The sequence below is a fragment of the Achromobacter pestifer genome (assembly GCF_013267355.1).
GTDB classification, from domain to species: domain Bacteria; phylum Pseudomonadota; class Gammaproteobacteria; order Burkholderiales; family Burkholderiaceae_B; genus Achromobacter; species Achromobacter pestifer_A.
Window position 1 is genome coordinate 1,146,688 of the sequence record NZ_CP053985.1, and the last position, 13,873, is coordinate 1,160,560.

The 13,873-nt window shown below is 68.0% G+C and carries 15 protein-coding genes; 6 read left to right on the forward strand and 9 right to left on the reverse strand.

Annotated elements, in window-relative coordinates; genetic code table 11:
- Window positions 1–6 precede the first annotated feature (6 nt).
- The 8 genes from FOC84_RS05660 to FOC84_RS05695 form a co-directional block, all read right to left on the reverse strand.
- Window positions 7–825: an ABC transporter ATP-binding protein gene (locus FOC84_RS05660; RefSeq protein WP_173143561.1), complete on the reverse strand. Its 819-nt coding sequence runs from the start codon at window positions 823–825 to the stop codon at window positions 7–9.
- A gap of 36 nt (window positions 826–861) precedes the next feature.
- Window positions 862–1,944: an ABC transporter substrate-binding protein gene (locus FOC84_RS05665; protein WP_173143562.1), complete on the reverse strand. Its 1,083-nt coding sequence runs from the start codon at window positions 1,942–1,944 to the stop codon at window positions 862–864.
- 68 nt (window positions 1,945–2,012) lie between these two features.
- Window positions 2,013–2,831 (reverse strand): ABC transporter permease, encoded by an 819-nt coding sequence (locus tag FOC84_RS05670; protein WP_173143563.1) that lies wholly within the window; start codon window positions 2,829–2,831, stop codon window positions 2,013–2,015.
- Complete coding sequence (locus FOC84_RS05675) at window positions 2,819–3,709, reverse strand: ABC transporter permease (RefSeq protein ID WP_254241913.1); 891 nt, start codon at window positions 3,707–3,709, stop codon at window positions 2,819–2,821. Before FOC84_RS05675 ends, FOC84_RS05670 begins: the two co-directional genes overlap by 13 nt.
- Window position 3,710: 1 nt before the next feature.
- Complete coding sequence (locus FOC84_RS05680) at window positions 3,711–4,700, reverse strand: alcohol dehydrogenase catalytic domain-containing protein (protein WP_173143564.1); 990 nt, start codon at window positions 4,698–4,700, stop codon at window positions 3,711–3,713.
- Between the two features lie 24 nt (window positions 4,701–4,724).
- Window positions 4,725–5,498 (reverse strand): SDR family NAD(P)-dependent oxidoreductase, encoded by a 774-nt coding sequence (locus FOC84_RS05685; RefSeq protein WP_173143565.1) that lies wholly within the window; start codon window positions 5,496–5,498, stop codon window positions 4,725–4,727.
- A gap of 7 nt (window positions 5,499–5,505) precedes the next feature.
- On the reverse strand, window positions 5,506–6,819 hold the full coding sequence (hisD, locus tag FOC84_RS05690) for a histidinol dehydrogenase (RefSeq protein WP_173143566.1): 1,314 nt from the start codon (window positions 6,817–6,819) through the stop codon (window positions 5,506–5,508).
- 30 nt (window positions 6,820–6,849) lie between these two features.
- On the reverse strand, window positions 6,850–7,902 hold the full coding sequence (locus FOC84_RS05695) for an ABC transporter substrate-binding protein (protein ID WP_173143567.1): 1,053 nt from the start codon (window positions 7,900–7,902) through the stop codon (window positions 6,850–6,852).
- A gap of 222 nt (window positions 7,903–8,124) precedes the next feature.
- Between FOC84_RS05695 and FOC84_RS05700 the strand changes: the two genes are divergently transcribed.
- From FOC84_RS05700 to FOC84_RS05725, 6 genes are all read left to right on the forward strand, one after another.
- Window positions 8,125–9,177, forward strand: a complete 1,053-nt coding sequence (locus tag FOC84_RS05700) for a LacI family DNA-binding transcriptional regulator (RefSeq protein ID WP_173143568.1) — start codon at window positions 8,125–8,127, stop codon at window positions 9,175–9,177.
- Between the two features lie 19 nt (window positions 9,178–9,196).
- Window positions 9,197–10,120: an NAD(P)-dependent oxidoreductase gene (locus FOC84_RS05705; RefSeq protein WP_173143569.1), complete on the forward strand. Its 924-nt coding sequence runs from the start codon at window positions 9,197–9,199 to the stop codon at window positions 10,118–10,120.
- On the forward strand, window positions 10,113–10,922 hold the full coding sequence (locus tag FOC84_RS05710) for an ABC transporter permease (protein ID WP_173143570.1): 810 nt from the start codon (window positions 10,113–10,115) through the stop codon (window positions 10,920–10,922). Before FOC84_RS05705 ends, FOC84_RS05710 begins: the two co-directional genes overlap by 8 nt.
- Window positions 10,910–11,704: an ABC transporter permease gene (locus tag FOC84_RS05715; protein WP_173143571.1), complete on the forward strand. Its 795-nt coding sequence runs from the start codon at window positions 10,910–10,912 to the stop codon at window positions 11,702–11,704. The genes FOC84_RS05710 and FOC84_RS05715 overlap by 13 nt, the downstream gene beginning before the upstream one ends.
- On the forward strand, window positions 11,704–12,498 hold the full coding sequence (locus tag FOC84_RS05720) for an SDR family NAD(P)-dependent oxidoreductase (protein WP_173143572.1): 795 nt from the start codon (window positions 11,704–11,706) through the stop codon (window positions 12,496–12,498). The genes FOC84_RS05715 and FOC84_RS05720 overlap by 1 nt, the downstream gene beginning before the upstream one ends.
- Window positions 12,499–12,586: 88 nt before the next feature.
- Window positions 12,587–13,030: a LysE family transporter gene (locus tag FOC84_RS05725; protein ID WP_254241914.1), complete on the forward strand. Its 444-nt coding sequence runs from the start codon at window positions 12,587–12,589 to the stop codon at window positions 13,028–13,030.
- Between the two features lie 19 nt (window positions 13,031–13,049).
- Here the strand turns inward: FOC84_RS05725 and FOC84_RS05730 are convergent, their stop codons facing one another.
- Window positions 13,050–13,745 (reverse strand): GntR family transcriptional regulator, encoded by a 696-nt coding sequence (locus FOC84_RS05730; protein ID WP_173143573.1) that lies wholly within the window; start codon window positions 13,743–13,745, stop codon window positions 13,050–13,052.
- Between the last annotated feature and the right edge of the window lie 128 nt (window positions 13,746–13,873).

Genomic DNA, 13,873 nt, shown 5'->3' on the forward strand with positions numbered 1-13,873 from the left:
TTTCCTTCAGTGAGCCGCGGCCAGGGCGGCGTCCAGCGGTTCTGTTTCCTGCGCGCGCAGCAGCTTCCAGATGTGCGTGCGCAGGTGCACGAATGCCTCCATGTCCATCACGTCCTCGATCCGCTCCATGCTGTCCCACTCTTCGCGCTTGCGCACGTCGGCCACGTTGATGATTTCCTTGATCTGCCCCGGGCGGCCGGTCAGCACCACCACGCGGTCCGACAGGTACACCGCTTCTTCCACGCTGTGGGTGATGAACAGCACGGTGCGCGGATTGAGGCGGGACAGCTTGACCAGTTCTTCCTGCATGACCACGCGGGTCTGGGCGTCCAGCGCGCCGAAGGGCTCGTCCATCAGCAGCACATCGGGATCCAGCGCGTAGCTGCGGGCGATGGCCACCCGCTGCTGCATGCCGCCGGACAGCTGGTGCGGATAGGCCTGCTCATAGCCCGACAGGCCCATCAGCTCGATGTAGCGCGCCACCGTCCGCGCTCGCGCCTCGCGCGAGACGCCCTTGCACTTCAGGCCGAAGCCGATGTTCTCGGTCACGGTCTTCCAGGGGAACAGCGCAAACTGCTGAAACACGACGGCGCGGTCCGGTCCCGGTTCCTCGACTTCCTTGCCGCCCACCCGCACACTGCCGGCCGAGGGGAATTCCAGGCCGGCCGCCATGCGCATCAGCGTGGTCTTGCCGCAGCCGGACGGCCCGACGATGGAAACGAATTCCCTCTCGCCCACCTCGAAACTCACGTCGTCCAGGGCCAGGAAGCTTTCCCCGCCCCGGCTGAACGTGCGTTGCACCCGCTCGAAAGTAATCTGACTCATGCTTGCGTTCCTTTGTTGAGAGCCGCGGCCGCCGGCTTACTTGGCGACATCGGCGACGAAGGCCCTGAGCTTGGGATCGTCCTGGATCATCTGCAGATACTTGCCCGTGACCATGGTCTTGGGATCGGGAATCTTCTTGACCACGCCCACGGACACCATGAATTCCCCCACGCTGTTCCACCAGCCCACGATCTCCGAGGTGCCGCCCGGGCCCGGCGCGAACAGCTTGGTCTGTTCCGCCAGGTCAAAGGCCGGGCGGTCGCGCAGCTCCTGCGCCAGGTACTTGTCGGGGAACTTCACGCCCACGCTGCCGAAGAAGGCTTTCAGATACGCCTTGGCCTCTTCGGGATGCGCGCGCTGCCAGGCCACCGCGCGCAGATAGACCGCCAGGAAGCGGGCAACCTTGTCGGGATGCTTCTTGGCGAAGGCCGGCGTCGTGAACAGGTAGCTGTGGATAGGCATCTTCAGCTCGGCGCCGGTGCAGATCACCTTTGCGCCCATGGCCTCTTCCAGGATGTAGGTGTTGGGCGCCCACACGGAGGAAATGTCGTACTTGCCGCTCATCACCGCGGCATTGATGTCGGGCGGAGACAGGTTCACGAAGCGGTAGTCCTCGGGCTTGAGGCCGAACTTCTTCGACAGGCATTCCGCGGCGCCCCACTGGCCCGTGGAGTTGCTGGTGACGGGAATGGTCTTGCCCTTGAGCAACGCCGGGTTCTTGAGATACTCGTCCGCCCGGTCCTTGGTGGCCATCAGCGTGATGATGGCGGCCTCGCCGTCGGCGATGCCTATGGTTTGCAGGCCGTACTTCGACGCGCCCAGCAGCGAGGGAATGTTGCCCGCCCCGCCCACGTCCCATGACCCGGACGCGCCCGCCGCGATTTCGACCGCCCCGGAAGCGAAGGTCGAGATCTCCGGCTTCAGGCCCACCTCCTTCCACCAGCCCTTCTCGCTGGCGATGTACCACTCCAGCGCCCACCGCTGCGGCTGCTGCCCGATGCGGATGGTGAACAGTTCCTCGCCCGCCGGCGCGGCCTGGGCCGCCGCCTGTCCGGGTCCCCCCAGCCAGCACCCGATCACGAGCGCTGCCAAAGCCTTGAGGCCTTTGTAATGTTTCATCTGTCTCTCTCCAATATGGAATGCCGCTGCCTGCACTGCCTGCCTGTACTCCCTCCTTTTTTCCTGGATCAGCGCGACCAGTCGCGCTGCACCCGTCGCTGCAAGGCGCGCATGCCGTAATCGATGCCCGCGCCTATCAATCCGATGGTGATCATTCCGCTGATCACGATGGCGGGTTCCAGATTGCTGCCGCCCTGCACGATCATGTAGCCCAGCCCGGTCGAGCCCACGATCAGCTCCGCGCCGATCAGCGACTGCCAGCCGAACCCCGCGCCGACCCGGATACCGGCGACGATGTGCGCCAATGCGGCCGGCAGCAAGATTTCCGTCAGCGTCGCCCAGCGCCCCGCCCCCAGCATCTGGCCCGCCTCGATCAGGGCGCGGTCGATCTGCCTGGCGCCGCGGTAGGCGTTCAGCACGCAGGGCGCGAAGGCGCCCGCGAATATCACCAGCGTGGGCGACAGGAAGCCGGTGCCGAACCAGAAGATCGCGAACGGCACCCAGGCGATGGGCGGAATGAAGCGGAAGGCCTCGAACACCGGCGACACCGCCCAATCCAGCGCCTTGAAGCGCCCCATGAACAAGCCCAGCGGCACGCCCAGCAGGACCGCGATGGAGAAGCTGATCAGGAATTTCTCCAGGCTGGCCAGCAGATGCATCTGCAGCACCGAGCCCGCATAGGGTTCGCGCGTGTGCTCGGCCATGCTGCGCAGCACCGTCAGCGGTCCCGGCAGAAAGGCCGGCGACACCAGGCCCAGCCCGGACAGCAGCGCCCAACCGCCGAACAGGGTGGCGATGCCCAGCGCCGGCATCAGCCAGCGTTCCAGCACGCGGCGCGACACAAGGGAGCGCGCGCGGACCGGGCCTGTGCGATTCAGGCTTTCCATGGCATCACCTTGCGTTCGACCTGCGCCAGCAGGGCCGACATCAGCATGCCCATGCCGGCCACGGCGGCCATGGCCACCACGATCATTCCCGAGTTCAGGTCGCGGGTGGCGATGATCAGCACATGGCCCAGGCCGACGAAGGAGCCGACCAGCTCGGCCGCCACCAGCACCATCCAGCAGGCCTGCAACGAGGTCCGCAGGCCCGTGAAGATGGCAGGCAGCGCGCCTGGAACGATGACGTCCAGCAGCATTTTTCGGCCCGCCGCGCCGTTGACGCGCGCCGCCTGGAGCAGCGTGTCGTCGATGTTGCGCACGCCGGTATAGGTATTGATCACGGTGGGTGCGAAGGCCGCCAGCCAGATGACGAAGACCTTGGCGCTGGTGCCCAGCCCGAACCACAGGATGGTCAGCGGAATCCAGGCGATGGGCGCGATGGGACGGACGATCTGGAACACCGGATTGACGTAGGCCTCGACCAGCCGGTTCTGCCCCATCAGGATGCCCAGCGGCACGCCCGTCAGCGCCGCCGCCGCGAACCCGTACAACACCAGTCCGGTGCTGGCCGCGATGTGCTGCAACAGCGTGCCGTCGGCATAGCCTTCGCCAGCGATCTCCAGCAGGGCGTCCCAGGCATCGGCGGGCGACGGCAGCTGCACCGGGCTCAGCAACTCCAATGGGCCCGTGGCCAAGTACCAGGCCAGGAGCAGCGCCGCGACCGACGCGCCGCTGACCAGCCAGCGCAGGGACAGGCGCCGGCGCACCGGCGCGGGCGGAGGGGCGGGTGGCCTGGCGACGGTCATGGCGGCGCTCCGGTCGAGCAGGGCCAGTGCGGCCGGGGCGCCGCCAACGGCGGGCGGGGAAAGAGGATGACGGGCCATGTCAATGTGTCCTCAGCACGATCTTTGCCGACGCCGCGCGTCCGCCATCGAGGTCGGAGAATGCCTGCGCGCCGGCACCCAGCTCACGCTCCTCGATCCAGGACAGGTCGCCGAAGACGCCGCGATGCAGCGCGTCCACCGTCGCGCGCAGGTCGGCGCTGGTGTAGGTATAAGCCCCGATCAGGGTGATCTCGTCCAGTGTCAGCCGCCGCATGTCGATCTCGCTGGCCCAGTCCTGCAGGCCGATGTGCAGCATGACGCCGCCCGGCTGCACGGCGGCCAGCGCCGCGGCGCGCGTGAGCTTGCCGCCCACCGCGTCCACCACCAGTTCGTACGCGCCCGCTGCGGGCGCCGCCTCGCGCGGATCGAAGGCCATGCAGCCCGCATGCCGCTGCGCCGAGGCGCGCCGCAGCGGATTGGTCTCGGCCAGGCTGACCCGGCAACCCTGGCTGCGCAGCAGCAGCGCCGTCAAGAGGCCGATGGCGCCGCCGCCCACGACCAGCGCGCGGGCTTCGGCCAGCGGCCGGAACAGTGCCCGCTGCGCCAGCGCCACGCCGTGCAAGGCCGTGGCCGCGGGCTCGGTCAGCGCGGCCGCGGCGGCGGGCATGTCTTGCGGCACGGGAATCAGGCAGCGCTCGGGTATGGCCATGAACTCGGCGAACGCGCCAGGACGCGTCATGCCCACCATGCCGCGGTTGCGGCAAAGGTTGTTGCGGCCCTGCACGCAGAAATCGCACTGGCCGCAGTGGATCAGCGGATTACCGGTGACCCGCTGGCCCGCGCGGCTGCCGCCCACCAGCGTGCCGACGAACTCATGGCCCAGGATCAGCGGCGGATGGCGGCGCGGATCATGCCCATGATAGGCGTGCATGTCCGAGCCGCAGATGCCCACGGCCTCGATGCGCAGCAGCGCATCGCCGTCCGCCGGCGCGGGATCGGGTTCATCGCGGTACGTCAGCTGGCTAGGCGCGGTGTAGACAAGGGCTTTCATGGCGGGACTCCACGGAGATGCCGGTCAGCGGGCCGAAAAGCCGCCGTCTATGAACAGGGTCTGCCCAGTGATGTAGGCCGATGCCTCGCTCGCCAGGAACACGGCCGCGCCATGCAGGTCCTCCAGCCGGCCGTTGCGGCCGATCATGGTGCTGGCCGCCAAGGCCTGCACGCGGACCGGATCGCTCATCACGGGCGCGGTCAGCGGCGTCTCGAAGAAGCCCGGCGCGATCGCGTTGCAGGTAATCCCGTGACGCGACCAGTACTCGGCGATGGCGCGGGTCAGCTGCATCAGGCCGCCCTTGGACGCGCCATAGGGTGCGCTGTCAGGAAAGGCGCGCACGCACTGCAACGAGGTGATGTTGATGATGCGGCCCCAGCCGCGTTCGCGCATGGCCGGCGCCAGCGCGCGGGTCAGCAGGAACGGCGCGGTCAGGTTGATCGCCAGCGAGCGGTCCCAGTCCTCGTCCGCCGTGTCCTCGAAGGGCTTGCGCACGTTGATGCCCGAGGCGTTGACCAGAATGTCGGGTGCGCCGAAAGGTTGGGCCGCGCGGGCGGCAAAGCCGCGCAACGCATCGCGGTCAGCCAGATCGCACGGTAAGGCGCGCGCGCGCAGGCCTTGCGCTTCGAATTCGCCTGCGGCGCAAGCCAGCTCTTGCTCGCGCCGCGCCACCAGCACCACGCTGGCGCCGGCCCGCGCCAGCGCCAGGCCGATGGCTTTGCCGATGCCGGAACTGCCGCCGCTTACCAGCGCGACGCGGCCGTCGAGGTCGAACAGGCGGGACATGTCGTTCTGCATGATGGCTTCACTCCCGCACGGGTTCGCCCAGTTCGAAGGATTCCTTGGGAAAGTATTTGGCCAGGCGGTCGTCCGCCGTGCGCGCATGCGCCTCCATGCCTTCCAGGCGCGAGATCCGCGCCGTCACCTGGGCGGTATCGCGGCTGGCCTGGCGCGTCATGCGCTGCCAGGTGACGGTCTTGATGAACTTGTGCACGGACAGGCCGCCCGAATAGCGCGCCGCGCCCTTGGTCGGCAGGATGTGGTTGGTGCCGCTGGCCTTGTCGCCAAACGCCACCGTGGTTTCCTCGCCCAGGAACAGCGAGCCATAGCAGGTCAGGTGCCGGAACCACCAGTCCAGGTCTGCGCAATGGACCTCCAGGTGTTCGCTGGCGTAACGGTCCGAGACCTCCACCGCCTCTTCGCGCGTATCGCACAGCACCACCTCGCCGTAGTCGCGCCAGGCGGCGCCGGCCGCGTCCCTTGCGGTGGGCGGCAAGGACGCGATCAGCTCGGGCACCCGCTTGAGCACGGCTTCGGCCAGCTTGCGGTCGGTGGCGATCAGCCAGGCCGGCGACTCGTGGCCGTGCTCGGCCTGCCCGACCAGGTCCGAGGCGACGATGGCCGGGTCCGCCGACGCGTCGGCGATGATGCAGACCTCCGAAGGCCCGGCGAACACGTCGATGCCCACGCTGCCGAACAGCATGCGCTTGGCCTCGGCCACGAACTTGTTGCCCGGTCCGACGATGATGTCGGCCGGCTTGCCGGTGAACAGGCCGTAGGCCATGGCGGCGATCGCCTGCACGCCCCCCAGCGTCATCACGGCGTCCACGCCTGCGACCTGCATGGCGTACAGCACCTGCGGATGTATGCCCTCGCCGCGGTAGGGCGTGGAGCAGGCGATGACCATCGGCACGCCGGCCGCCTTGGCGGTGGCAATGCTCATGTAGGCCGAGGCGATGTGCGCGTAGCGCCCGGTGGGCACATAGCAGCCCGCCACGTTGACGGGTATCAGGCGTTGGCCTGCAACCAGTCCGGGCGCGAGCTCCAGTTCGAACTCGCGCACCGAGGCCATCTGCGCCTGCGCGAACTTGCGCACCTGGCCGGCGGCGAACTCGATGTCGCGCTTGATGCCGCCGGGAATGGATGCGGTGCGCCGTTCCATCTCGGCGGCGCCGACCAGGATGTCTCCCTCCCATTTGTCCAGCCGCCGGGCGTAGTCGCGCACCGCGGCCTCGCCGCCGGACTTGATGTTCGCCAGCATCTCGGCGGCGACCTCGCGGGCGGCGGCCTCGTTGCCCTGGGGCTGCCTGGACGCGGATTTGAGCTTGCTTACTGCCATGGTGTGGCCTCGCGGAAGAATGGATGAAGCTCAGTTGGCCTTGTTGGCGAAGGTCTTGAGCGCCGGGGTCTGGTCGACGCGCTTCATGTAGTCGTCCGTGATGTAGGCCTTGGGGTCCGGCACCTCGGTAAGCGTGCCCACGCTCTTCAGGTAGCCGGACAGGGCCTCGTAGGCGTTGTCCAGCGTGGACTTGCCGCCGGTGCGCGACATCAGTTTGAGCTGTTCGTCGAGCGTGAAGATCGGCCGTTCCAGCTCCTGTCCCAGGTAGCCGTCGTTGAGCTTGATGCCGTTGGCCTGGAACAGCTTGCGCAGGTAGCCCATGGCTTCCGCCTTGTTGTTCTTCTCGAAGCTGATGGCCCGCAGGTACACCGCCAGGAACTTGGCGACCGCATCCGGATTCTGCTGGGCGAATTCGCCGCGCGCCACCAGCGCGCCGGGAATCATCACGCCCGCGTCCTTGCCGCTGCACACGACTTCCGCGCCGATCTGCTCGTTGAGCGTGTAGAAATTGGGCGCCCAGGTGCCAGCCAGCATGCCGTTGCCGCCGGTGAAGGCGGACACCAGCTGCGCGGGGGCCAGCGTCACCACGCTGACATCGCTGCGCTGCATGCCCCATTTCTTCAGGCAGGCCATGGTGGCGTATTCGCCCGTCGAGTTCGGACTGAGAAGGATCTGCTTGCCCTTCACTTCCTTGGCCGCATTGCTGCGCACGGCCGCTGCGTTTTCCTTGCGCGCCATCACGCCGTTGGCGGTCGATTCGTCATTGGTGACGCCGAGCGTCAGGATGCCGTAGCGCTGCGCGCCCAGGACCGCAGGCGGCGAACCCGTGCCGCCCACGTCCCAGGACTTGGACGCGGCGCCGGCGATCTGCTGCGCGCCCGCCGGATACACCACGAACTCCGGTTTCAGGCCGGCTTCCGCCCACCAGTTCTTTTCCGTGGCGATGTAGATCGGCAGCGCCCAATAGGCGATCTGGTAGCTGACCTTGATGGGAGTCGGCGCCTGGGCCGACACGGACGGGCTCAACAGCAAGGCGCCCAGCGGCGCCAGGCACAGACCCAGGATGCGGGGGATTCTCGACATGCTTAGTCTCCGATAGTGGATTCCGGTCTGCATGCGCGAGCTGCCGCGACATTCCCCGGATAGCAGGCCCGGATCTGCGTCTGGGCTCGGTTTTTTGAAAGCGCATACAAAGAATAAGCGCGCAAGAATCCCATTCAACCCCGAGAAAACCCTAGAGATAGACCACGGCGTTTCAATAACTGTATATTCACATCATCGAATTTCTGAAAGCGCTTTCAAAAAATGAAGCGACAGTCCACAGCCCTGTCCGGGGACACTCTGAAGTCCATCGCCGCCGCCGGCGGCATCTCGTCGGCAACCTTGTCCCGGGTGTTGAACCACCCTGAAAAAGTACGGCCCGACCTGCGCGCGCGCGCCATGGCCCTGCTGGCCGAGGCAGGCTACGTGCCGCACGGCGCAGCCCGTTCGCTCGCTTCCCGCAAGACCCGGACCATGGGCGCCATCATCCCCACGGTGGACAGCGCGTTGTTCGCCAAGCTGGTCGACGGCATGCAGCAGGCGATCCACGAACACGGTTATCAGCTGCTGCTGGCCAGCACCAACTACAGCCCTGCGCGCGAAGCGGGCGAAGTGCGCGCGCTGATCGAACGCGGCGTGGACGCCATGATGCTGGTCGGCCGCAGCCGCGACCCGGAGCTCTACGAACTGCTGCACTCCAAGGGCATCCCTTTCGTCACCACCTGCCATTACGACGCCGCCGATCCCTGGCCCATGGTGGGCTGGGACAACGCCGCGGCCGCGCAGCGCATCGCCGACTACCTGCTGGACATCGGCCACCGCCGCCTGGGCGTGATCGCTGGCATCTCCAAGGACAACGACCGCGCCGCCGACCGCGTGGCCGGCTTCACGCGCGCCCTGACGCGCCGCGGCATCGAACTGCCGCCGCAGTACGTCATCGAAAAACCCTACACCGTGCCCGAAGCCCGCCGCGCCATGGCCACCCTGCTGCGTCTGCCCGAACCGCCTACCGCGGTCATGTGCGGCAACGACATCCTGGCCTATGGCGCGCTGCAGGAATGCCTATGGCAGAACCTGCGCGTGCCCGAGCAGATTTCGATCACAGGCTTCGACAACATCGAAATGGCCGCCCATTGCCGGCCCGGCATCACCACCCTGAACGTGCCGGCCTTCGAGCTGGGCCAGCGCGCGGCCCACATTCTGCTGGCCGCCGACGCCGACACGCCGCCCGAGAACGTCTGCATCGAACTGGAATTGATCGTCCGCGACACCACCGCGCCGCCGCGCAGCAGCACCAGTGCGCGGCTAGCCAGCTGACCACACCGGAGCAAGCTCCATGGAACACATCGAATCACCTCGCATCGCATTCCTGGGCCTGGGCGTCATGGGGAGCGCGATGCTGCGCAACCTGGCCGCGCAGGGGTACGCAGTATCAGGTTACGACGTCGTTCCCGCGGCCATGGAGCGCTTGGCCGACACCGGCTTCCGGCGGGCCGCCACGCCGCTGGAAGCTGCCCGCGGCTGCGACGTGGCGATCACCATGCTGCCCACCTCCGCCCACGTCCGCGACGCCCTGTTCGGCGCCGATGGCGCGGCGGCAGGCTTGAATCCGGGCGCCCTGGTCATCGAAATGAGCACGGGCGACGCGGTCGAGACGGACCGCATCGCCGCCGATCTCGCGGCCCTGGGCCTGCGTTGCATGGACGCCCCCGTGGGGCGCACGCCGCGCGAGGCGGCGCAGGGCAAGGCCTTGATCATGGCCGGCGGCGCGCAGGCCGACTTCGACCAGGCCGCCCCCATCTTCGCCGCCATGGCCAACGAGATCGTGCATGTGGGCCCTTTCGGTTCGGGCATCCGGCTCAAGTTGGTCAACAACTACATGTCCATGGTCGGCATGGTGCTGACGGGCGAAGCGCTGATGTTCGCCGCCAAGCTCGGGTTGGACCGCGCCACCGTCGTCAAGGTACTGTCCAACACCACCGCGGGGCGCGGGCAGCTCCTGACCAATTTCCCCGGCAAGGTGCTGGCGGGCGACATCAGCCCCGACTTCCCCATGCGCATGGGCTACAAGGACATCAACCTGGCCATGAACCTGGCCGCCTCGGTGGGCGCGCCGCTGGGCCTGGGCGGCTACGCCCGCGAGATGTTCGCGCTGGCCAAGTCCTGGGGACGGCAGGAGCAGGACTGCACGGCCATGCTGCTGCTGCTCGAGGACGTGGCCCACCTGGATCGCCAGGCCGCGGGGTCCGGCCATGAGTGAGCACATCGCAACCCTGCCCGCGCGGCGGCCGCGCGCATCGCGCCGCCGCATCACCGTGGGCGTGGCCGCCGTCGCCATCGCTTTCGCCGCCTGGTGGATCGTGTCGGCGCTGGGCCTGGTCAATGGCGCGCGCTTTCCCACCCCGCTCACCACCTGGCAGGCCGCGGTGCAGCTCTCGCGCGATTCCGGCTATGCCGGCGGCACGCTGTTCCAACACATCGGCCACAGCCTGCGCCTGGTATTCCTGGGATTTCTGGTCGCCATCGGCACCGGCGTGCCGCTGGGCCTGCTGATGGGATTCAGCAAGCGCATCGACGCCCTGGTCGGGCCCGTATTCTCGCTGTTGCGCCCGATCCCGCCGCTGGCCTGGATTCCGCTGGCCATCCTGTGGCTGGGCCTGGGGGACCCGGCGAAGATCTTCCTGATCTGGGTATCGTCGTTCACGCCCGCCGTCATCAACACCTACGCAGGCGTGCGCAACATCGACCCCACGCTGATCGAGGCCGCGCGCGTGCACGGCGCGGGCCATCCGGTCCGCATGCTGCGCGAGGTCCTGATACCCGGCTCCATGCCCATGATCTTCACCGGCCTGCGGCTGTCGCTGCAGACCGCGTGGATGACGCTGGTGGCGGCGGAACTCATCGGCGCCTTCATCGGCCTGGGCAAGGTGCTGGACACCGCGGCGCTGGACATCCGGCCCGGCATGATCCTGTACGCCATGGTCTGGGTGGGCCTGCTGGGCGCGGTGATGACGCGCGGACTGGAATGGATCGAAAAGAGGGCCTTGCCATGGCTACGCTGACACGCGCCTCGGGCGACCCGCCCGCCTTCACCTTCGGCTTGTCCTGCCTGGGGCTGGCCGGCTTCTTCCTGGCCTGGCATCTGCTGAGCGTGGCAGGAGTCTTCCCGCCCAACTACCTGCCCGGCCCGCTGACCGTGCTGCAAACCATCGCGCAGTACAGCAGCGAACCCTATTCCGGCGCCACGCTCTGGACGCACCTGGGCGCCAGCCTCTACCGCTTCGCCTGCGGCTTCCTGCTGGCCGCGGCGGTAGGCATACCGCTGGGCCTGCTGATGGGCTGGTACCGCTGGCTGGACGACGTGGTCAGTCCGTTCTTCGATGCGCTGCGCTTCGTGGCGCCCATCGCCTGGGTGCCGTTCGCCGGCCTGTGGTTCGGCACCGGCATCGGCGGGCCCACCCTGATCATTTTCGCCGGCGCCTTTCCGCCCTGCCTGATCAGCGCCTACCGCGGCGCCAAGTTCGTCGACACGCGGCTCTTGGAAGCCTCGCGCACGCTGGGCGCCAGCGGGCCGCGCATCGTGGCCGAAGTGCTGCTGCCGGCCTCGCTGCCGTCCATCCTGGCCGGCCTGCGCGTCAGCGCCGGCATCGGCTGGCAATCGCTGGTGGGCGCGGAGCTGATCGTGGTGGGCAACGGCATCGGCTACATGATGGTGCAGGGGCAGCTCAACGTCGCCACCAATATCGTCATGGCCGGCATGATCGCCATCGGCATCGTCGGCATCTGCATCGACGTTGCGCTGCGCGTGTTTGAACAGCGCCTGAAGGCGCGCTGGGGACGCTGATGAACCACGCAACACCGGACTCAACCCTGTCGGTCATCGTCACGGGCGGCGCCAGCGGCATCGGCGCGGCGGTATGCCGGCGGGTGATCGAGGCAGGCGGCTACGCCGCGATCCTGGACCTCAACCAGGAAGCCGCGCACACGCTGGCGCGGGAACTGGGTCCGCGCGCCGTGGCCGCCCCGGGCGATGTGCTGGACGAGGCCGGACTGCGGGCCACGCAGGAACGGCTTGCCGCCCTCTTGCCCGCGGCCACCGGACTGGTGAACTGCGCCGGCATCGCCCAGGTTCCCACCGCCATCGAAGACTATCCGGTGGAGGCCTGGGCTCGGGTGGTGGATTCCCATCTGAAAGGCACCTACACCGCCTGCCGCGTGTTCGGCAGCGCGATGGCCGAACGCGGACGCGGGGCGGTCGTCAATGTAGCGTCCGTGCTGTCGTTCCGTCCCGGCCCGGTGCTGGCCTACGGTCCGGCCAAGGCCGCCGTGGTGAACCTGACCGAAGCCCTCGCGGTGCACTGGGCGCGCCGCGGCTTGCGCGTCAACGCCATCGCGCCCGGCTGGACCGACACGCCCTTTCTCAGGCCCAAGGAGCGGCAGGGGGAGCGGGACATGACGCCGATCCTGAACGCCACGCCGCTGGGCCGCCTGATGCAGCCGCGCGAGATCGCGGAAGTCGTGTTCTTCCTGCTCTCGCCCGCGGCTGCGGTTATCACCGGCGCCACCATCCCTTGCGACGGCGGCGTCATCGCCGGATCAGGATGGGCGCCTTACGGGGGCTTTCCGCAAACTGCCTGAGCATTGGGCGCGGCCCAGGCTTGCCCGCCGTTTTCCGTTAGCATGGCGCGCGGCGCGGCTGACGGCGGCCGAGCTGGCGGGCTACATCGTGTCGATCTCGCTCTGGGGACGTTTTCTTGAGCAGGCCGCGAAATCCCTGCCCTGGCTGCCGGCCGGCGTGCGCATCGCCAGCAGCGTCTACATCGCCTGCCTGGCCGTGCGCATGTGGCGCGCCGCCCGCGCCGTGCCTGCGGTGGCGCGGGCGGCCATTGGCATGCGCACACTGTTCACGGCCACGCTGCTCAATCCCAAGGGCATACTCTTTGCCAGCGCGATTTTCCCGCCCGCGGCGTTCTGGAGCGTGCCCGCCTACCTTGCGGCGATGACGCTGTTCGCCGCCCTGCTGGTGCCCATAGGCCTGGCCTGGGTGACGTTCGGCGCCTCGCTGGGCGGTCCGAAGACGCGCTGGATCGATCCGGCGCAGGCACAGCGCGGCGCTGCCGTCATATTGGGTCTATTCTCGCTGACCCTGGCCTGGACGGCGTTCCGCTAGATCCGCGCCCCTCCCCTTCCTAGCGCGTTTCCGCCTGCCGCAGCTTGTAGTCCAGGATGGGCTGGCCGCCCGACAGAATGTCGGTCTGCATGGCGATGCGGGCGGCCTGCGGGTCCTTGTTGCGGATCGCCGCCATCAACGGGTAGTGGCCGTCGATCATGTCGCGCCCGCCTTCCGCGTAGATCTGCGCGATCAGCGGCCCCATCTTCAGCCACAGGCGCTGCAGGATCTCCAGCATGGTCGGCATGCGGGCGATCTTGCAGTACTCGAAATGGAAGCGCTGGTTCAGGCCTACCGCCGTGCGGATGTCCTGGGCCTTGAGCGCGTCCTCGTTGGCCTGCACCATGGCTTCCAGCCGCGCGATGTCCTCGGGCGTGGCGTTCTGCGCGGCCCTGGCCGCCGCCATGCCTTCCAGCTCCAGCCGGATGTCGCGGATCTCCAGGTACTCGGCCGTGCTGACCTCGTAGACCCGGATGTCGCGCGCGCTGCGCATGACCAGCGCGCCGTCCTGCACCAGGCGCAGGATCGCGTCGCGCACCGGCGTGACGCTAACGCCCATGCTTTCCGCCAATTCCCGGATACGCAGCCGGTCGCCCGGCCGCAGCCTCCCCTCCATCAACGCCTGCGCCAGCCGCTCGTAGACGAGCGCCCCCAGGTTTCCGTGTTCCAGCTGGGAGAAGGCGGCGGCGGTCTGCGTGTCGGGGGTCTGCGTCATTGTTGTTGGAGGAAGGGCGCGTGGCAGGGATGAAGACGATACGACAAAGGCCCGCAGGCCGCTTGAGGACGCACCTGCGGTTTCAGGGTAATTTCAATATGATGCATCATAACCAAGGAAAAACCCTT